Below are 18881 nucleotides of genomic sequence, written 5' to 3' on the forward strand. Positions count from 1 at the left end.
TCTAACAATTAACAAAAATTAAAATTCAGTTCTTGGTATATTAATCCTAAATAATTCAATAATTTATATTATGTCTATAAACCATTTAAAACATATCATCAATGGCGAAAAAGTGTCAGGAACATCAGGGCGTATTTTTGATATTTATAATCCAGCTTCTGGAAAAATCATTAGGCAAATTGAAGGTGCCAGTTCAAAAGATGTTCAAAAGGCAATTGAAATATCTAATGCTGCATTTAAAGAATGGAGTAAGGTGCCGCCCTCTAAGCGCGCTCAAATTATGTTTAAGTATCGCGAGCTCATTATTAAGCATACGGATGAATTAGCTGAACTCATTTCACAAGAGCATGGCAAAACTTTTTCAGATGCCAAGGGAGAAGTTGGAAGGGGAATGGAAGTTGTTGAATATTGTACAGCCATTAATAATCATCTCAAATCTGACTTCAGCGCTGATGTATCAAATGGAATAGATAGTCATAATTTACGCCAGCCTATGGGTGTTTGTGCTGGGATAGTTCCTTTTAATTTTCCTGCAATGGTTCCAATGTGGATGTACCCTGTTGCGATAGCATGCGGAAACACGTTTGTTTTAAAACTCTCTGAGAAGGTGCCGTCATGTGGATTAAGGTTAACAGAACTGATGCATGAAGCGGGCCTCCCAAATGGCGTTTTAAATACTGTTGTTGGAGATAAAGAAGCAGTAGATGAGATACTTCATAATTCATTAGTACGGGCAGTGAGTTTTGTAGGCTCGACCAATGTTGGTGAATATATATATCATGAGGGCTCAAATAATAACAAACGAGTTCAAGCTCTTTGTGGCGCAAAAAATCATATGATTGTAATGCCAGATGCTGATCTAGAACAAAGCAGCGATGCTATTATTGGTGCAGCATTTGGTTCGGCAGGTGAACGCTGTATGGCGATTTCAGTTGTTGTAGCAGTTGGTGATGAAACTGCTGATCGATTAATAGAATCACTAATACCAAAAATTAATTCTTTAAAAATCGGCTCTTACAATGATCCCGAGGTTGAAATGGGACCAGTAATCTCTAAAGCTAGTCAAGAAAAAATTGTTTCTTATATTGAGTCTGGCATAAAGCAGGGTGCTGATTTAAAAGTTGATGGCAGATCTGAAACTGAAAAAGAAGGCTTTTTTATTGGTGGTTGTCTTTTTGACAATGTAACTTCAGACATGTCAATTTATACTGATGAAATTTTTGGCCCTGTTCTCTCTGTTGTTAGAGTTTCAACTTATGACGAAGCTCTTAAACTAGTTAATGATCATGAGTATGGCAACGGTACTGCTATCTTTACTAGGGATGGTGATACTGCTCGTCACTTTACATCAAATGTTCAAGTAGGAATGGTTGGCGTTAATATTCCAATACCTGTTCCTGTTGCAATGCATAGTTTTGGTGGTTGGAAAAGATCACTTTTTGGAGGCTCTTCAATTCACGGTATGGAAGGTATTCGATTCTACACTCAACTTAAAACCATCACTTCAAGGTGGCCTTCTGGAATCAGAAAAGGCGCACAATTTCACTTTGAAAGTGGTAAGGATGTCTAATTAATAGTTGAAAATTTGCCTTCGTATAGGCGCTTTAACCTCGCAGTAAAAAAATGATTGACAGTGCTTTGATTTAGTATCAAAATGTGATTAATAGTTCAACCCGAATCACACTCATGACTAGAAGAAAATCAGGTGGAAGAGAGGCAAGAATTGCACTAAGAAGTGCGCCACTAGCAGAAGAAAAAAAGCCTGTTTTACCGGGTGAGATTGGTGGAAGATATAAACCCCTTAGTGACAAACAAGTTATTGATATTGAAGCTAATATTTTTCGAATTCTAGAAGAAATTGGATTTGGTGATGCCACTCCCCACTGTATTGAAACTTGCGTTGCTTTTGGTGCTATTCTTGGAGATGATGGTAGATTAAGAATGCCAAAAGAAGTGGTTGAAAAAGCTATGAACCTTTCACAGCGAAATCTCACTCTTCATGGGCAATCCCCAAAACATGATTTAGATTTAAGTGGCTCAAGAGTTCACTTCTCAACTGCTGGCGCTGCAGTTCTTATTGCTGACCCTGAGAATAACGAGTATCGAGAATCTGAAAGTCAAGATCTATATGATATGGCTAGAATTGCAGATCAGTGTGAGCATATTCATATGTTTCAACGAACTTGTGTTTTGAGAGACATTGCTAGTCCTCGTGAGATGGATCAAAACTCAGTTTATTGTGTGGCAATGGGAACTGAGAAGCATTTAGGCGCAAGCTTTACAGAAGCTCAGCACGTAACTGATGCTCTTGAAATGCTTCATATTATTGCTGGAAGTGAAGAAAAATGGCGTGAAAGGCCGTTTTTAAGCATGAGTAATTGCCATGTAGTGCCTCCAATGAAATTTGCAGAAGAGTCTTTAGAATGTGTTCGTGTTGGCGTTGAAGGTGGCATGCCAATATTACTTCTATCGGCAGGTCAAGCTGGAGCAACTGCGCCTCCTCTTCTTCCTGGTGTTGTGTCCCAGGCTTGGGCTGAATGTCTTGGCGGACTGGTATATGTGAATGCTATCAAACCAGGTGCACCGGCAATTCTTGGAACTTGGCCTTTTGTGTCTGACTTAAGAACTGGGTCAATGTGTGGAGGCTCTCCAGAACAAGGATTAATTTCAGCAGCTTGTGCGCAGATGGGCAACTTTTTAAATCTACCAACTGGAACGCCTGCAGGAATGACAGACTCTAAATTCCCAGATTTTCAAGCGGGGTCAGAAAGAGCATCTACTCATGCAGTCACAGCAATTGCTGGCGCTAATATAATTTATGAATCTGCTGGAATGTATGCAAGTCTTTTAGGAACGTGTCCTGAAAGTTTACTGATGGATAATGATTTATTGGGCGCGTCAATGAGAATGACTAAAGGGTTCAGCGATGATAGTGAAGAGTCTCTTTGTTTTGAAACGATTAAAGATGTTTGTTTGAATGATAAAGCTCACTATCTTGGATCAGATTTAACAATTAGCGTTATGCAAAGTGAGTATATATTTCCTGATTTAAGTGATAGGGACAGTCCAAATGATTGGGCTGATATGGGCAAACCTGTGCTACTAGAAAAAGCAATCAAACAAAAAAAAGAAATACTATCGGAACATTTTCCAAGTCATATTAGTGATGAAGTTGATCAAAAATTACGCGAAAAGTTTAATATTAAATTAAGCAGAAAAGATATTGGCCGTAAACCTCTTAAAAAATAGACAATAAATATGAAATCACATGCTCAAGTAGTAATAATTGGTGGTGGGTCTCTTGGGGTTAACCTTATGTATCATCTTACTCAAGAAGGCTGGACTGATGTTATCCTAATAGAAAAAGGCGAACTCACAAGTGGCTCGACTTGGCATGCTGCAGGTCTTTGCCCAAACTTTAATGGCAACCATACTCTATCGAGCATTCATGAGTACACAATAAAACTTTATGATGAAATTCTTCCTAAAAAAACTGGGTTAGATTCATCATTTCATAAAACTGGCTCACTAAGGGTTGGATATGACAAGGTTGAAGAGCAGTGGTTTAATAATATTTTGAGTAAGGCAAATCATATTGGCTGTGAAATGCATTTTGTTTCGAAAGAAGAGGCCTCAATCATCAATCCATTAATGAATTTTGATAAAGCCAGAAGTATTTTATATACACCCAATGATGGCCATGTAGATCCGACAACGGTAGTCACTCAATTAGCACAACTTGGGAAAAAAGCAGGCGCTGAAGTTAGTAACTTTAATCGAGTGATTGATATCAATATCCTTCCAAGCGGTGAGTATGAAGTTGTTACTGAGTTAGGAAAAATTATTGCTCAACATGTAGTTAATGCTGGTGGTTGCTTCTCACCACAGGTTGGAGCCATGGTTGGCTCTTATGTGCCGCTGGTTAACTTACAGCATCAGTATTTAATTACTGATAACCATCCTGATATTGCAGCTCTCTCTAAGGAATTGCCCGTAACTCGAGACTCTATTGCAGCTTCCTATATTAGGCAAGAAGGAAGTGGTTTTTTAATTGGTCCTTACGAAACAAGAGGTTCTAAACCATGGGCACTTGATGGTGTAGATTGGTCATTTGATAGGGAACTCTTTGAGGGTGATCTTGAAAGATTAATGCCTTGGTTAGAACGATGCATGGATATTTTTCCATTATTTAAAGAAGTTGGAATTAGCACAGTAATTAATGGATTAATAACCCACACTCCTGATGATAATTTACTTGTTGGCCCTGCAAAAGGGTTGAAAAATTTTTGGAATCTTTGTGGCGCAAGTATTGGAATTGCACAGGGCGGTATTGGTAAATACCTAGCTCAGTGGATGGTTCATGGTCAGACTGAACTCAATATGGCTTCGCTTGATAGTCGTCGCTTTGACAAATGGGCTGATAAAACATACTGCACTACGCGTGCTATTGAGTCGTATGAAAGAATGTATTCATTCGCCTCTCCAAATGAAAATCGACCTCATGGACGGCCTATAAGAGTAAGCGCTTTGCACACTTTATTGAGTCAAAAGGGAGCCATACATACTGTCAATACTGGCTATGAAAAGCCTTCTTGGTTCACAACTGATGAAATAAGAAATGAAACTTTAACGTGGGCCCATAGTGAAGCTCATGAAGCAGTATTACAAGAGTGTAGTGCTGTTCAAAATGCTTGCGGAATAACTGATATTAGTGGAACTGCAAAATTTCGAATTACCGGCAAGGATGCTTTTAAATTTTTAGATAATTTATCCTGCAATAAATTACCTTCAAAAGATGGCAGAATTGGATTAACCCTTTTTCATGCACCAAAGGGTGGAATAAGGGCAGAGCAAACAGTGAGCCGTATTAATAAAGACGAGTTTCTTCTAATGGGCGCTATAGGTTCTGAAGTTAAAGACTACCAATGGCTGGAGTGGCACTCAGATGACTTTGATATCACAATAGAAAATTTAACTGAGGAATGGGGTGGGCTTCTCTTGACTGGTCCTGAAGCAAGAAATATTTTAGGTCAATGTACTCAAGAAGATCTCAGCAACACTGGATTTTCTTGGCTAAGCTGTAAAACAATTAAGATTGATTCTGCAAATGTCTTTGCAATGAGAGTTTCCTATGCTGGTGAATTAGGGTGGGAACTTCATATGCCAAGCTGGCAAGTCATTTCTATTTATGAATCTTTAATGGAAATGGGTGATTTCTATGGATTAAAAGATTTTGGCGGGCAGGCCTTTAATAGCATGCGCTTAGAAAAAATGTACAGAGCATATGGCGCAGAATTCACTGAAGAAATTTCAGCCTTAGAAGCTGGCATGGATCGATTTCTTGACCTAAGTCGTGAATTCATTGGCTGTGAAAATATACGCCAAAGAAAGATTGGTGGGATTAAGACCAAGTTAGCTTACCTCATATTTGATGATGATATTCCAGCCGAGTGTTTTGGAAATGAAGCAGTTTTTAATGGCGATAAACTTAGTGGAATTATAACTAGTGGCGCTTATGGATTTAGAGTAGGCCATAGTGTCGCCTTTGCTTATTTAGAGCCAAACCTCTGTGAAGAGGGAGTTAAGCTTAGTGTTGAAACCTCTCTAGGCAGTCGCAGTTGTCATGTCTCAATCAGTGCAGCCTATGATGACAGCAATGAAAAACTTCGTTCATAAATTCATAACTCGATTAAAATGCCTTTGAAATTACTGATGAAACAACAAGCCAACCAATGAGCATGAGTGAGCAAAACAAACTAAGGCAGATTAAAAGTCCATGCGTGAGTATTTGTAAATACAATGAAAATAATTTTTGTGTTGGCTGCAATCGTCACATGAATGAAATATTTGATTGGTTTGACTTTACAGATGAAATGCGCACTGCAATTATGAAGGATTTATTGACTCGTGATATTAGCGCAACTCCTGAGTAAAAAATAGTTAGAAATAAAAAAGGCTAAAACCAACACCAATCATTATTCCTCCAAAAATCCTATTCACCCTCAAGGCAATTTTTTGACTACTTATTAGTTGCCTTAATTTTTTTCCTAGAACACCAATAAATACCAAACCAAGCAACAGTGAAATGGCAACAGTGGCTACGATTTTCAATCCATAAGTTAAACTTACTTGATTAAGATCAATCAGAGAAGGAAGGACTGATAAATAGAAAATCATTACCTTTGGATTAGTTCCAGCCAAGAGGAAACCAGTCAGTAATTCTTTCAAATGGGATTGGGCTGAAACTTCATTATTCATACTGAATTTTCCAGCCGTCCATTGAGAATAGCCCAAATAAAATAAATAACAGGCTCCAAAATATTGGACCGCGTTTGTAACAGGTGTAATCAAATCGGCTAGAGCATTTAAAGAAAAAATAACAATGGTTAAATATGACAAATCACCAAGCGTCATTCCAACTGAAAAAAATATTGCTGAGACTAGCCCTCTCGAAGTAGAAATAGAAAGAAGCGCCAGAGTTCCGGGACCAGGGGTTACTGCAAAAACAAAAAGAGTAAAACCAAGGACTAAAAAAGTATTTATTTCCATAATCCGCTACCTAGACGGCAAGAAAGCTTTCAGCTTCAAATCAATTAAAACAAATAAGGCAGATACAGCCAAAATAATTCCTATAATATTTTTTAAGTTTAGTTCTTCTTGAAAAAAAATTGCCCCAAAAGCAATTGCAAAAAATGGTGACAGTAAACTAAACACCGAGGTTTTTTTAGACCCTATAACCCTTATTCCAGTATAGTAAACTGCGGTAATAGCAGTACCAGCTACAACTGAAACAAAAAGAATGTTAATCCAGAAAATATAATCCATATCCATTAAAGTTACGAGAAGACTTGTATCATAAGAATAAACCCAATCGATCATAAAACCAAATAGGCTTATATAAAAGTTAAAAGCCAATACATGCATATTTTTCATATAGGCCCCAACAATAGTTACAGCTGCATAAGCCAAAGCTGCCAAAACAAAATAGAGATTGCCTCCACTGATTAATAGTGCCAAGTTAGATTGATCAAAATTCATCATCAAAAGAACACCAATTGTGCCCACCAGTAATGCGGCCCAGTCCTTAATAAGTGGCTTAGATTTCTTTGAAAAAATCATAAAGATATAGACAAATATTGGAATCAAAACAGTAACTAATGCAGCCCCTAAGCCCGCAGCGCCCCGTTGCATTCCCATAAAATAAAACCGATAGTTACTAATCATAAAGATTGCAATAACGAGTGATAAAACAAGATTAAACAAACTAATTTTGATAGGTATTTTCATCCATATCAAAAGTGGGATAGTTGAAAGAACAGATAAAAAGAACCTGTAGACGACAATCTCATCTGCACCGATATAAAAGGAAAGATATTTTGCTGAGATACCTGACAATGCCCACACAAATGGAACAAGAATCATAATAAATGTCATATTTTTTTCAGATTGAAACATTATTTTCCCAAGTCATATTAGTAGAGGCCTACAAAACAGCCAACCAAAATCATCGTAATACCGGTAACCTCATTCACGCGTTTGATAATCGCTGGATTTTCAATATGTTTTCTTAATCGAAGCCCTAGGATGTTTGCTAGAGTGAGTACGAAGAATACTGTAATACCAATAACTGTAACTACTTTAATTTCAGTTGCAACTGTCAAATTATTTAAATCTATAAAGATTGGTAGAAAAGATAAATAAAAAATAATAGTCTTAGGGTTAGTAACCCCAACAATTAATCCTGCTACTAAAAGCTTTAGTGTTGAACTTTTTTTACTTGTTTGTTCGAAGCTAATACCTCTTGACCTATACTGCTGATAGCCAATATATATCAAATATGAAGAACCTAAAATTTTAACGTACAGCATGCTATCACTAATTAGGCCTGCTATGACATTGAGTGCTAGCATTGCAAGTGCGACATAAATGATATCACCAACAGTATGTCCAATTGAAAGCCACATAGCAGGAATAGGGCCATATCTTGTAGAAATTGCGAGCACTGCAAATAGGCCAGGCCCTGGAGAAATTGCATAAACAAATGTAGCAAACGTTAGAGAAAGCAGGGTAAGTAAATCCATTGCAAGATTATAAACATTGCATCTGCTATAATTATCATTAAATTTTGAACGACCATTAAGCGTATTAAATGAACTTAAACTATCTTGATTTTGAACAACCAATAGCTGAACTTGAAGAAAAAATTGATGCCCTAGAGAGCATTAAAGATGATGCTGATATTGCTAAAGAAATGGAGTCACTTAAAGCAAAAAGTGAACTGTTAACAAAGAAAATTTTTTCATCACTAACTGATTGGCAAGTGTCTCAGCTAGCAAGGCATCCTCAAAGGCTTTACACTTTGGACTATATTGACAAAATCTTTGATGAGTTCACTGAGCTTTGTGGAGATCGAGCTTATGCAAATGATCATTCATTAATTGGTGGAATTGCAAAAATTGATGACCTCACATTTATGTTTATTGGGCAGCAAAAAGGCCGCTCAACAAAAGAAAAGATTTTTCATAACTTCGGCATGACAAGGCCTGAAGGTTATCGCAAAGCCCTTAGACTAATGAAGATGGCTGAAAAGTTCTCACTTCCAGTAATTACTTTTATAGACACCCCTGGAGCTTATCCTGGAATTGGTGCTGAAGAGCGGGGACAAAGTGAAGCGATTGCTAGAAACTTATTCGAAATGTCTACCTTAAAAACACCAATCTTATCTGTGGTGATCGGTGAAGGTGGCTCAGGCGGTGCGCTTGCAATTGGTCTTTGTGATACTATGATGATGTTTGAATACAGCATTTATTCTGTTATCTCTCCAGAAGGTTGTGCCTCAATACTTTATAAAGACGCCTCTAAAGCACCAATTGCCGCAGAGTCACTTAAACTAACAAGTAAGCATTTAAAAAAACATAAATTAATTGAAAAAGTAATACCTGAACCTCTTGGTGGAATTCATAGAGACCCTGAAAAGGCTTCTGTATTTCTCAAAAAAGCCCTGATTAAAGAGCTAACTAATCTAATTGACTTGCCTATTGATAAACTTATTGAAAATAGACATGAAAAACTACTAGGCTTTGGAAGATTTAGCGAATAAAGACGGATACTTAACTGGCAAGAAAATTGTCGTTGCCTTGAGTGGTGGTATTGACTCAGTTGTTCTTCTCCACTTTTTAAATAAACATTATCCTGGTAACGTTCGAGCTGTTCATATAAACCACAACCTTTCTAAATACAGCGACGAATGGTGCGCTTTTTGTGAAAGAATATGTAATTCAGCCAAAATCGAGTTTAAATATATAAGTATAAATATTAAAAATTCTTCAAATATCGAAGAAAATGCACGTAAAAAACGCTATCTTTCATTAAAATCTGAATTAAGAGTGGGTGAGATTCTTTGTACCGCTCATCACCAAGAGGACCAGGCGGAAACTTTTTTACTTCAATTGTTTAGAGGAAGTGGAGTTGCTGGCCTTGCCTCAATGCCAAAAATAAAAAGTATCGGTGACTCAGAACTTTATCGTCCATTTCTGAGTATTTCAAAACAAAAAATCGTAGACTATGCTTCAAAAAACCATCTCAAATGGATAGAGGATGATAGCAACCTAGATACTAATTTTAAAAGAAACCTATTAAGAATTGAATTTCTACCAAAACTATCAAGCGCATTTAATGGACTTATTAAGAATGTTTCAAGGAGTGCAGCGCATCAGGCAGAAGCATTAAGGCTGATGCAAGACTTGGCTGAACTTGATATTAAAAATTTTGAATTACTGGTCAATAATAAAATTCAAGTTAGCTCATTAATTCAACTGCCAAAACGAAGAATAGTTAACGTGCTTCGTTATTATATTGCCAATCTAGGCTTTCTATTGCCTTCTAATAAAGTTCTAAATGAGCTTATCTCTTCATTGAGTGCAAAAACTGATGCTAATGTAATCTTAAGATGGCACCACTATGAAGTTAGGCGATACAATGGTGAGTTGTATTTTTTTGATGAGCATATTGAGTCTTCAAACTTACCATGCCCCTATTACGAATCATTAAAAAACCTTCCTAATTTTGAAATCCGTTTTCGTTTAGAAGGTCATCGAATAAAAGTTAAAGGAAAAGGTCATTCACAGTCCCTTAAAAAAGTACTCCAGGAATCAAACATTCCTCCATGGGAAAGAGATAAATTAAGAATGTATTATGTAGATGGCTCTTTACGAGCCATGGAAACGCTTGGTGAAATTACTGAAGCTTAAATACTATTAACCAAACTAATTATTGTTAAAATCCTGACTTAAGGCGTCTTGTGATTCCGAATTCAAAATAATTTCATAATCATAATGGGGGTGGGAAACGCCAACCTTGACTGGCACTCCTGAGCTAAACTCTTTAACCATGCCTGGATCAAATTCAAAACGCATGAAGTGAACAGCTGAGGTCTTAACCTCTGTCTCTCTATCCATATCCTCATTACATATAGCAAATACTTTGTCATGATTTCCAACTTGAAAATAGATGCTTCTTTCAACGCCAATTAATTTAGATAATGCAACCGTTCGCTCCTCAACATTAGTATATTCAATCATCATAGTAGCCTTCAAGTTTGAGCCTTCAGGTACCAGTGAGTTATATACATCGAGCTCTTCTTGAATACCGTCAGCCTCAAAAATTTTCTCTATACGAAGCATCTCTTGGATCTGAAACTGGACTGTTTTCTTGTTTTCAAACAACATCCTTACATGCTCTCCAAGATTAACCTCTCTGAGCTTTTTTATTTGAATAGTATCTGAACGAATAGCTGAACGTTTTTCTGCGTATTCTTCAAGAGAGAATAAGTCTTGTCTTGTTAGCATTTAATTAACCTCATTTTTATTATAAACCATAAGCCATTTTCACCAAACTAATTGGATGAATGGATTCTATATCTTGCGTAGCAATATGCGCAACATGGTTGCCAGCCATAACGCAGTCACTAACGACCAAATCGGTTGTGTCAGTTATTTTTTTTGCAACTGGCATTCCAATTTGTACAGAGTAAGTATGCGTATCTTTTCTGACTCCATATGTACCATCATGTCCAGAACATCTTTCCGCAATATTTAAATCTAAATCTGGAATTAAGCCCAGAATTCTTTTAGTATGTGAGCCAATGTTTTGCACTCTTTGATGACAAGCAATTTGATAAAGTACTTCTTTATCAATTGGCTTAAAATTACCATCAAACTGATTACTTTCTTTTAAAAATGATAGATATTCGAAGGGGTCATAAAATGCTTTAGATATTGCCATAATATCTTCATTTTCAGAAATTATCATTGGCAATTCATTTTTAAACATTAAGACACATGAAGGTATTGGCGCAATTAATTTATAACCATCATTAACTAACTTTATAAGTGGTGTTATATTTTCATTCGCATACTTAACCACAGCTTCAAGATCGCCAAGTTCCATCTTGGGCATACCACAACACTGAGTTTTTTTAATGAGTTTTACTTCTACACCGTTATGCCTTAGGACATCGACTAAATCAATTACAGTTTGAGGATCATTATATTCACCATAACAAGTACCAAAAATTGCTACCTTGAATTTACTTGTAGAATTATCTTCTACAAAAATTTTGGAAAGTTTTTTGGTATGGTATTTTGGAACAACAGCATTAACGTGAACACCTAAAACTTTTTCGGTTACCTTTCTCATTGTTTTGTTGCTATTAGACCAATTAACAATTGGCGAGATTACTGGCATAGATGCAACAGAACCTACTTTTTGTGGTGAGGTTAAGATCTTATGAGATAGTTTTGTTTCGCCTTTTTTAAATTGAATTGCTTTTGCGCGAAGCATTAGATGTGGGAAATCAACATTGAAGTCATGCGGCGGAACATAAGGGCATTTTGCCACGAAACATAAATCACATAAATAGCATTGGTCAACCACTTTCTTATAGTCTGCTTTATCAACGCCATCAACCTCAAATGTTTGAGACTCATCAATCAAGTCAAAGAGTGTTGGAAAAGACTTGCAAAGGCTCACACAACGTCTACAACCATGACAGATATCAAATACTCTTTCTAATTCTGTATTGAGAGAATCTTCATTATAAAAATCTTCATCTTTCCAATTTAGAGGGTGGCGAGTTGGTGCCTCTAAATTACCTTCTTTAAATTTAGACATATATACCTAGGATTTGTTGCCATAAGCTAAGCCTATGGCAACGAAGTTTTTATAAGCTATCTAGTGCTTTTTGGTAACGATTTGCATGAGAACGTTCAGCTTTAGCTAAAGTTTCAAACCATTCAGCAATTTCATCAAAACCCTCATCTCTTGCTGTTTTGGCCATACCTGGATACATATCAGTGTATTCATGAGTTTCTCCATGAACAGCACTTTCAAGCATCTCTTTTACTTCTTTAGCAGGCATATCTGTCCCTGGATCACCAACACCACCTTCAATGAGATGCTCCATATGACCATGAGCATGGCCAGTTTCACCTTCAGCAGTTGATCTAAATAACGCAGCCATATCTGGCTCACCAAGAACATCACATTGGTTTGCAAAATATAAGTAGCGTCTATTTGCCTGAGACTCTCCAGCAAATGCATCCTTTAAACTTTGTTCTGTTTTACTTCCGCTTAATGACATAACTTCCTCCGATTGGTTAAACGAGCCATCATCATACCAGTACTTTATATATAAATAAATTGAATAAATGTGTATATAATATCCGTAAAAAACGAATATAAAAAATGACACCTTCACTAAAAAACTTACAGTATTTAGTTGCACTAAAAAAAACTAATCACTTTTCCAAAGCTGCAAATGATTGCTTTGTTAGCGCTTCGACATTCAGCGCAGGAATATCAAAACTTGAAAGCGACTTAGGAGTTCTGCTTGTTGAGAGAGACAATAAAAACGTTCACTTTACAGCAACTGGGAGTCGAGTTGTAAAACAAGCTCTATTAGTGATGGCTGAGATTAATGTCTTATTAAGTACTGCAAAGTTAGATTTTTTTGATTCTGAAGTTACCATTGGAGTAATACCTACGATTTCTACCTATATTCTGCCAAATTTCTTATCGAACTTAAGCAAGCTTTATCCAAAACTTAAGGTTTCTTTTAAGGAAGATACAAGTGAAAATTTACTTATGCAACTAGAGCAAGCTAAGATTGACTTTGCCATATTTGCTTTTCCATATGAATTGCCCAACTTTATTGAAAGCTTTCAAGTCTTTTCTGACCCAATTTATTTTATTCAACATAAAAAACGCAAATCTAAAGTAATTGATAATGGGTCACTGCTAATGCTCGAACAGGGTCACTGCTTGAGGTCACATATATTGCAAAATAATAAAATTTCAAATCAACATATTTCTGGCTTTTCTTGTACCAGTATTCCAACACTTGTTGCTATGGTCGATACAGATATTGGCGTGAGTTTTCTACCCAAAATGGCAATCGATTTTGGCATACTTAAGCATTATCCCAATATATCCATTGACATGAATTCAACCAAGGCAAAACGAGATATTGGAGTTATCTATAGAAAAAATAATCAGCAAGAAGAAGGCATCAAAAAACTCGCAGGGCTTTTAATCAATTCTTAGTTTTGCCTAATGGTAAGGGTTACTAATCCCCAGAGTCTTTAAAAAATCAATTTCAATAGACTCCATTTTATTAGCAGATTCAAGATCTGTATGGTCATGCCCTACCAAGTGAAGAATTCCATGTATCGCCATATGAGTCAAATGATCTGAAAACGTTTTATCTCCAACTAGCGCCTCTTCTCTTACCACATCAGCACAAATAACAACATCACCTAATATTGGTTCTCCAATTTCCTCAGGAATATCGCTTTGAAAAGATAGCACATTAGTTACTTGGTTTTTAGCTCGGTACTCTTTATTAAGAACTTGAATCTCAACAGGTGAAACTATGCGAATGAGCAATTCACTTTCTTTAATCCCTGCTTCACTCATAAATTTTTGGCAAACTAACCCAAGCTTGTCTTCATCTATATTTATATCGTTAATGATGTTTTGAATAACTACCATGGCTAATTTATATTGCTAAAATACTTATTTTATCCCTAAAACATTTTACTTTGAGTCAAATCATAGAAGTTGCCATTCCAGTGCCCTTACACAATACATTTGATTACATTTGTAATCAAGAAGTAAGCGTAGGAGTCAGAGTTAAAGTTCCATTTGGTCCAAAAAAAGTTATAGGAATTGTACTTTCTCTAAAAGATAAAAGTGAGTTTGGTAAACTTCGGGCTATCGAAGAAGTAATTGATACTGAAGCATTATTATCCAAAGAAATTCTTGATTTTTTATTCTGGTCAGCCAACTACTACCATCATCCAGTTGGTGAAGTTCTTGCTAATGCCCTTCCAAAAAACCTGAGACTTGGAAAGCCTGCAATTATTAAGAAACCAACTGAAATAAATAATGCAGTCACACCGAGATCCTTCAAACCAACATCTGAACAACAAAATGCAGTTAATGAAGTTCTTAAATATGAAAATAGCTTCCATGGATTCCTACTTCAAGGAGTCACAGGAAGCGGAAAAACTGAGGTTTATCTCAATCTTACTGAAAAACTTATAAAGGATGGGAAGCAAGTTCTTGTTCTAGTCCCTGAAATTGGATTAACACCTCAAATGATCGCGCGCTTTGAAGAAAGAATAAATGAAAGAGTTGTTGCTGTTCACTCACAACTTAATGAAACCCAAAAACAAGATGCCTATCTATTGGCTAAAAATGGAGAAGCAAAAGTTATCTTAGGCACTCGCTCTGCTATCTTTACTCCAATCCCTAAACTTGGATTAGTTATCGTGGATGAGGAGCATGATGGCTCCTTTAAACAGCAATCGAGCTTCCGCTATTCTGCTCGAGATCTAAGCTTTATGCGCGCCAAATTTGAAAATATTCCTCTGATTTTAGGAACTGCAACACCCTCGCTTGAGACCTTAAAAAATGTTGCTGACAAAAAACTGACGCGACTTACTTTGACCACTCGCCCTGGTGAAGCAATTATGCCAATTGTTAACTTAATTGATATGAGGAGCCAGCCTTCAGAAGCCCTATCAATACCTCTAGTTTCTAAAATAAAAAAATACTTAGAAGACGATAAACAGGTCATGCTCTTTATTAATCGTCGGGGCTATGCGCCAGTTTACTATTGCACTGAATGCGACTGGCAATCTGAATGTACCAATTGTGACTCAAAGCTTGTCTACCATCGCAATATTAATCGACTTAAATGTCATCATTGTGGTCTCGAAAAGTCACCAGAATCCTCTTGCCCCTCTTGCAATAGTCAAAGCCTGAAAATACTAGGTTATGGAACAGAAAGGTTGGAAGAAAATCTTGAGTCATATTTTCCCAATTCTGATGTAATTAGAATTGATAGAGACACAACAAGAAAGAAAAAAGCATTTACGTTGCATTTAGAAAAAATAAACTCTGGGAAGCCTTGCATTATTGTTGGCACTCAAATGTTAGCAAAAGGACATGACTTCTCTAATTTAGCATTTGTTGGTATTTTAGATGTAGATGTTGGCCTCATGTCGCTAGACTATCGAGCGACAGAGCAATTAGCACAATTACTTATTCAAGTTTCAGGAAGGTGTGGAAGAGGAGAATATAGAGGAGAAGTTAATATTCAAACTCGCTACCCCCATCATCCTATTTTTAAGTTTGTAAGAGATTCACAATATATTGAGTACGCAAAAACCTTGTTACTAGAGCGAGAGGAGGCACAACTCCCTCCATATGCTCATCAAGCACTAATTTGCGCAAATTCTAAAAATAAAAATGAAGCTGAAAAATTTTTAACTGAAGTGGCTCAATTAATTAATAATATTGATATAGAATCAATCGAAATTTGGGGACCTGTACCTGGGGTTATTGAGAAGAAGTCAAATTATTACTATTTCAATTTATATTTACAATCTAAAGATAGAGTTCAGCTTCATAGGTTAATTAAAACCTTTTATAAGCATATTGAGACAATCAAGGTGAGCTCATCAGTTCGCTGGTTTATTGATATTGATCCAATTGAATAGTCAATATAACTTTTTCCTAAAGGCTTTCAGCCACATCTTTCATTGCATCAGTAATTTGAAGTAACTCTTGATCAGTTATTATAAAAGGTGGCATCGTGTAGAGTAGTTTGCCATAAGGTCTAAGCCAAATTCCACAGTCAATTAACTGCTCTTGGGTTCTCTTCATATCAAGAGGCTCTTTAAACTCTACAACGCCTATTGCCCCAATGACTCTAACGTCAAATATAGATTTATGTTTCTTTAAAGCTAGTAATTGAGATGAAAGAATGTCTTGAATCTCTGAGATTCTTTTTTTCCAGTTGCTACTAAGAAGTAAATCAATACTAGCATTCGCCGCTGAACAGGATAAAGGATTTGCCATAAAAGTAGGCCCATGCATTAATACTCCAACTGTAGTAGAGACTTTTTCGGAAGTTATTGCGGCTGCCATAGTCATATAACCACCCGTTAAAGCCTTACCTATACAAAGAATATCAGGAGAAATATTTGCATGATTGCAACCAAAGAGTTCTCCTGTTCGGCCAAAACCTGTCGCTATTTCATCTACAATCAATAAGACCTCATAATCATCACATAAAGACCTAACGCCTTTGAGATAATCAGCATCATAAATATTCATTCCACCAGCCCCTTGAACAATAGGCTCAAGAATAATTGCTGCAATATTATTATGACTTTCTTTAAGTCTTGACTCTAAATCTAGAAGAGCTTCAGCACTTTTCCCTGACTTGGGCTGAGTTACAAAGTAATGTTTTGGAAGTACACCACTAAACAAATGGTGCATGCCATTATTTGGGTCACACACACTCATCGCTCCAAAAGTATCTCCATGGTAACCACCTCTAGGGGTTACAAAATGTGACTTTTCTTTTTTTCCTTTATTTTGCCAATACTGCAAAGCCATCTTAAGAGAAACTTCTACAGAAACAGAGCCAGAGTCAGCAAAAAAAACTTTATCAAGCCCTTGAGGAGTTATTTTTATGAGTTTTTCACATAAGTCAATAGCAGGTTGGTGAGTAAGCCCTCCAAACATTACGTGCGATACAGCATCAATCTGCGCCTTCATTGCCCTATTTATGAAAGGATTATTGTAACCATGAATCATTGACCACCAGCTACTCATTCCATCAATAACACGAGTTCCATTTTTAAAGTTTAAATAAACCCCATCTGCAGTATCAACAAGATAAGTAGGCACCTTATTTGGTATCGTAGCGTAAGGATGCCAAATATGATTATCATCAATACTCATTAAAGGCACTCTCTTAACTGCGTCATAGAGTCGATTACAAGATCAGGGTTTTCATCTAATATATTATTACCATGATTGTAGCCATATGACATACAAATTATATCAAATCCAGCTGCTCTAGCAGCCTTTACATCACTTACAGAGTCTCCCAACATAAGGCATTCTTTTGGATCTATATTAAAAAAACTAGCGCCATGAATAAGCGGCAAAGGGTCTGGTTTTTTCTTTTTCAGAGTATCACCAGAAATGACTATCTTAAAGTAATCATAGATATTTAATGATTTTAGTAATGGGTGCGTAAACTGCTCTGCTTTATTAGTAACGCAGCCTAAAAGATAATTCTTAGATTGTAAATAATCTAATCCCTCTTTAACCCCATCATATAAGCTTGACCTTATTGCTGAATTTTCAGCATACAGTTCTAAAAAAATTGGATACGCGGTGTCGAATACTTCTCGACTTGGCTTGAGATCCAAATCTCCAGTCAAAGCTCGCTCTACTAATCTAGGAACACCATTTCCAACCCAATGTCTAACTCTTGACTCTCCTCTTGTTGGCATACCAAGCTGAATCATCATCTCATCAACACAGTAGGCAAGGTCAGGGACACTATCAACTAGAGTTCCATCAACATCAATCAATATTAATTTTGGCTGAAATTTTTTCATTAATGTTCTTTATTTATTGCAAGTTTGGTAGAATTGAGTTAAGCATTTATAACTAATATATTTTATATGGAAAACAAAACAGTCATTGGATTTATTGGAGCTGGAAATATGGCGTATGCACTGATTAAAGGGCTCCTCAGTAATGGCTTTGATGCTAAAAATATAAATGTAAGCGACTCTAATGATGAGCTTCTTATCAATCGTCAATCTGAACTTAAAATTACAACATATTCTGATAATAACTCTTTACTAGATAATAGTGATATTGTTGTTTTTGCAGTAAAGCCTCAAGTACTCTCGATAGTTTGCCTTCAATTAAAAAATAAAGTTAAACCAAACCACCTTTTTGTCTCTATTGTAGCCGGAATTCGAGGTAATGATATTAATCGTTGGTTAGGGGGTAATTTTGCCCTCGTAAGAACAATGCCTAATACACCTGCACTATTTCAAAGTGGCGTTACAGGTCTTTTTGCAAATGATTTAGTCAGCAATCAACAAAAAGAATTAGTAACTTCAATCTTATCGTCTGTGGGCCAATGTTTCTGGGTAGATGATGAGAAATTAATAGATGCAATTACTGCCATATCTGGAAGTGGGCCGGCTTATTTTTTTCTATTGATGCAGTCAATTACTCAAGCAGCAACTGCTCTTGGTTTAGATGAAAAAACTGCAAACTCTTTAAGTATTCAAACGAGTTTAGGTGCAAGCCTAATGGCAACTAAAAGTGGTAAAGATTCAAAGACACTTAGGAAAGAAGTTACTTCCCCCAATGGAACAACCCAAGCAGCTATTGAAAGCTTTCAAGATCAAAACTTTGAGGGAATAGTTGCAGCAGCTACTAGGGCTGCTTATGACCGAGCCCGGGAACTTAGTAATGACCTAGGTGATGTTGAGTAA

The 18881-nt window shown here is 36.4% G+C and carries 18 protein-coding genes; 9 read left to right on the forward strand and 9 right to left on the reverse strand.

Translation table 11 applies throughout. The features are described 5' to 3' along the window. The first annotated feature begins 70 nt into the window (after nucleotides 1-70). The 4 genes from ABXT69_RS08010 (at nucleotide 71) to ABXT69_RS08025 (ending at nucleotide 5933) form a co-directional block, all read left to right on the forward strand. A complete protein-coding gene (locus ABXT69_RS08010; RefSeq protein WP_416677828.1) occupies nucleotides 71-1570 on the forward strand; it encodes a CoA-acylating methylmalonate-semialdehyde dehydrogenase in 1500 nt (499 codons plus the stop codon). Between the two features lie 116 nt (nucleotides 1571-1686). Then, nucleotides 1687-3249: a trimethylamine methyltransferase family protein gene (locus ABXT69_RS08015; protein ID WP_416677829.1), complete on the forward strand. Its 1563-nt coding sequence runs from the start codon at nucleotides 1687-1689 to the stop codon at nucleotides 3247-3249. A 9-nt stretch (nucleotides 3250-3258) separates the two neighbouring features. Beyond that, entirely contained in the window at nucleotides 3259-5676 is a 2418-nt protein-coding gene (locus ABXT69_RS08020) for an FAD-dependent oxidoreductase (protein WP_416677831.1), read from the forward strand. Nucleotides 5677-5738: 62 nt separating this feature from the next. Beyond that, nucleotides 5739-5933: a DUF1289 domain-containing protein gene (locus tag ABXT69_RS08025; protein WP_416651754.1), complete on the forward strand. Its 195-nt coding sequence runs from the start codon at nucleotides 5739-5741 to the stop codon at nucleotides 5931-5933. A 7-nt stretch (nucleotides 5934-5940) separates the two neighbouring features. On the opposite strand, the gene ABXT69_RS08030 is transcribed toward ABXT69_RS08025, so the two are convergent. The 3 genes from ABXT69_RS08030 to ABXT69_RS08040 are packed head-to-tail and all read right to left on the reverse strand — an operon-like array spanning nucleotide 5941 to nucleotide 8081. Continuing rightward, nucleotides 5941-6549: a LysE family translocator gene (locus tag ABXT69_RS08030; protein WP_416677832.1), complete on the reverse strand. Its 609-nt coding sequence runs from the start codon at nucleotides 6547-6549 to the stop codon at nucleotides 5941-5943. Between the two features lie 6 nt (nucleotides 6550-6555). Then, on the reverse strand, nucleotides 6556-7455 hold the full coding sequence (locus ABXT69_RS08035) for a DMT family transporter (RefSeq protein WP_416677833.1): 900 nt from the start codon (nucleotides 7453-7455) through the stop codon (nucleotides 6556-6558). A gap of 17 nt (nucleotides 7456-7472) precedes the next feature. After that, nucleotides 7473-8081, reverse strand: coding sequence for a LysE family translocator (locus ABXT69_RS08040; RefSeq protein WP_416677834.1), 609 nt, complete (start codon nucleotides 8079-8081; stop codon nucleotides 7473-7475). A gap of 68 nt (nucleotides 8082-8149) precedes the next feature. On the opposite strand from ABXT69_RS08040, the gene ABXT69_RS08045 reads away from it, so the two are divergent. Both ABXT69_RS08045 and tilS read left to right on the forward strand, forming a co-directional pair. Further along, nucleotides 8150-9100 carry an acetyl-CoA carboxylase carboxyltransferase subunit alpha gene (locus tag ABXT69_RS08045; protein ID WP_416651762.1) on the forward strand — a complete coding sequence of 317 codons (951 nt, stop codon included), beginning with the start codon at nucleotides 8150-8152 and terminating at the stop codon, nucleotides 9098-9100. Next, nucleotides 9081-10250 carry a tRNA lysidine(34) synthetase TilS gene (tilS, locus tag ABXT69_RS08050; protein ID WP_416677835.1) on the forward strand — a complete coding sequence of 390 codons (1170 nt, stop codon included), beginning with the start codon at nucleotides 9081-9083 and terminating at the stop codon, nucleotides 10248-10250. The genes ABXT69_RS08045 and tilS overlap by 20 nt, the downstream gene beginning before the upstream one ends. Nucleotides 10251-10265: 15 nt before the next feature. On the opposite strand, the gene ABXT69_RS08055 is transcribed toward tilS, so the two are convergent. The 3 genes from ABXT69_RS08055 to ABXT69_RS08065 are packed head-to-tail and all read right to left on the reverse strand — an operon-like array spanning nucleotide 10266 to nucleotide 12640. Beyond that, the gene (locus ABXT69_RS08055) at nucleotides 10266-10847 is read right to left on the reverse strand and encodes a DUF3501 family protein (RefSeq protein WP_416677836.1); all 582 of its coding nucleotides are present in this window, start codon (nucleotides 10845-10847) and stop codon (nucleotides 10266-10268) included. Between the two features lie 19 nt (nucleotides 10848-10866). Beyond that, entirely contained in the window at nucleotides 10867-12171 is a 1305-nt protein-coding gene (locus tag ABXT69_RS08060) for a heterodisulfide reductase-related iron-sulfur binding cluster (protein ID WP_416677837.1), read from the reverse strand. 49 nt (nucleotides 12172-12220) lie between these two features. Next, on the reverse strand, nucleotides 12221-12640 hold the full coding sequence (locus tag ABXT69_RS08065; RefSeq protein ID WP_416651770.1) for a rubrerythrin family protein: 420 nt from the start codon (nucleotides 12638-12640) through the stop codon (nucleotides 12221-12223). 104 nt (nucleotides 12641-12744) lie between these two features. Here ABXT69_RS08065 and ABXT69_RS08070 point away from each other — a divergent pair, with 104 nt between their 5' ends. After that, complete coding sequence (locus ABXT69_RS08070; protein WP_416677839.1) at nucleotides 12745-13602, forward strand: LysR substrate-binding domain-containing protein; 858 nt, start codon at nucleotides 12745-12747, stop codon at nucleotides 13600-13602. 6 nt (nucleotides 13603-13608) lie between these two features. Here ABXT69_RS08070 and ybeY read toward each other — a convergent pair whose 3' ends face one another. Then, complete coding sequence (gene ybeY, locus ABXT69_RS08075; RefSeq protein WP_416651774.1) at nucleotides 13609-14049, reverse strand: rRNA maturation RNase YbeY; 441 nt, start codon at nucleotides 14047-14049, stop codon at nucleotides 13609-13611. A gap of 50 nt (nucleotides 14050-14099) precedes the next feature. Here ybeY and priA point away from each other — a divergent pair, with 50 nt between their 5' ends. Beyond that, on the forward strand, nucleotides 14100-16064 hold the full coding sequence (gene priA / locus ABXT69_RS08080; protein ID WP_416677841.1) for a replication restart helicase PriA: 1965 nt from the start codon (nucleotides 14100-14102) through the stop codon (nucleotides 16062-16064). A 16-nt stretch (nucleotides 16065-16080) separates the two neighbouring features. Here the strand turns inward: priA and bioA are convergent, their stop codons facing one another. Both bioA and ABXT69_RS08090 read right to left on the reverse strand, forming a co-directional pair. Next, nucleotides 16081-17316: an adenosylmethionine--8-amino-7-oxononanoate transaminase gene (bioA, locus tag ABXT69_RS08085; protein ID WP_416677843.1), complete on the reverse strand. Its 1236-nt coding sequence runs from the start codon at nucleotides 17314-17316 to the stop codon at nucleotides 16081-16083. Next, a complete protein-coding gene (locus tag ABXT69_RS08090) occupies nucleotides 17316-17984 on the reverse strand; it encodes a phosphoglycolate phosphatase (RefSeq protein WP_416677844.1) in 669 nt (222 codons plus the stop codon). Before ABXT69_RS08090 ends, bioA begins: the two co-directional genes overlap by 1 nt. Before the next feature lie 66 nt (nucleotides 17985-18050). Between ABXT69_RS08090 and proC the strand changes: the two genes are divergently transcribed. Further along, nucleotides 18051-18881, forward strand: coding sequence for a pyrroline-5-carboxylate reductase (proC, locus tag ABXT69_RS08095; RefSeq protein WP_416677845.1), 831 nt, complete (start codon nucleotides 18051-18053; stop codon nucleotides 18879-18881).

This window comes from Candidatus Pseudothioglobus sp. Uisw_016, assembly GCF_048087635.1.
Taxonomy (GTDB): Bacteria; Pseudomonadota; Gammaproteobacteria; order PS1; family Pseudothioglobaceae; genus Pseudothioglobus.

What these genes read in the sequence shown, in the direction of transcription:
- ABXT69_RS08010 (WP_416677828.1), top strand. Translation starts at nt 71, where the DNA reads ATGTCTATAAACCATTTAAAACATATCATCAATGGCGAAAAAGTGTCA.
- ABXT69_RS08070 (WP_416677839.1), top strand. Translation starts at nt 12,745, where the DNA reads ATGACACCTTCACTAAAAAACTTACAGTATTTAGTTGCACTAAAAAAA.
- ABXT69_RS08030 (WP_416677832.1), bottom strand. Translation starts at nt 6,549, where the DNA reads ATGGAAATAAATACTTTTTTAGTCCTTGGTTTTACTCTTTTTGTTTTT.
- ABXT69_RS08015 (WP_416677829.1), top strand. Translation starts at nt 1,687, where the DNA reads ATGACTAGAAGAAAATCAGGTGGAAGAGAGGCAAGAATTGCACTAAGA.
- ABXT69_RS08065 (WP_416651770.1), bottom strand. Translation starts at nt 12,640, where the DNA reads ATGTCATTAAGCGGAAGTAAAACAGAACAAAGTTTAAAGGATGCATTT.
- ABXT69_RS08035 (WP_416677833.1), bottom strand. Translation starts at nt 7,455, where the DNA reads ATGTTTCAATCTGAAAAAAATATGACATTTATTATGATTCTTGTTCCA.
- ybeY (WP_416651774.1), bottom strand. Translation starts at nt 14,049, where the DNA reads ATGGTAGTTATTCAAAACATCATTAACGATATAAATATAGATGAAGAC.
- ABXT69_RS08060 (WP_416677837.1), bottom strand. Translation starts at nt 12,171, where the DNA reads ATGTCTAAATTTAAAGAAGGTAATTTAGAGGCACCAACTCGCCACCCT.
- ABXT69_RS08040 (WP_416677834.1), bottom strand. Translation starts at nt 8,081, where the DNA reads ATGGATTTACTTACCCTGCTTTCTCTAACGTTTGCTACATTTGTTTAT.
- ABXT69_RS08055 (WP_416677836.1), bottom strand. Translation starts at nt 10,847, where the DNA reads ATGCTAACAAGACAAGACTTATTCTCTCTTGAAGAATACGCAGAAAAA.
- ABXT69_RS08020 (WP_416677831.1), top strand. Translation starts at nt 3,259, where the DNA reads ATGAAATCACATGCTCAAGTAGTAATAATTGGTGGTGGGTCTCTTGGG.
- ABXT69_RS08090 (WP_416677844.1), bottom strand. Translation starts at nt 17,984, where the DNA reads ATGAAAAAATTTCAGCCAAAATTAATATTGATTGATGTTGATGGAACT.
- bioA (WP_416677843.1), bottom strand. Translation starts at nt 17,316, where the DNA reads ATGAGTATTGATGATAATCATATTTGGCATCCTTACGCTACGATACCA.
- proC (WP_416677845.1), top strand. Translation starts at nt 18,051, where the DNA reads ATGGAAAACAAAACAGTCATTGGATTTATTGGAGCTGGAAATATGGCG.
- ABXT69_RS08025 (WP_416651754.1), top strand. Translation starts at nt 5,739, where the DNA reads ATGAGTGAGCAAAACAAACTAAGGCAGATTAAAAGTCCATGCGTGAGT.
- ABXT69_RS08045 (WP_416651762.1), top strand. Translation starts at nt 8,150, where the DNA reads ATGAACTTAAACTATCTTGATTTTGAACAACCAATAGCTGAACTTGAA.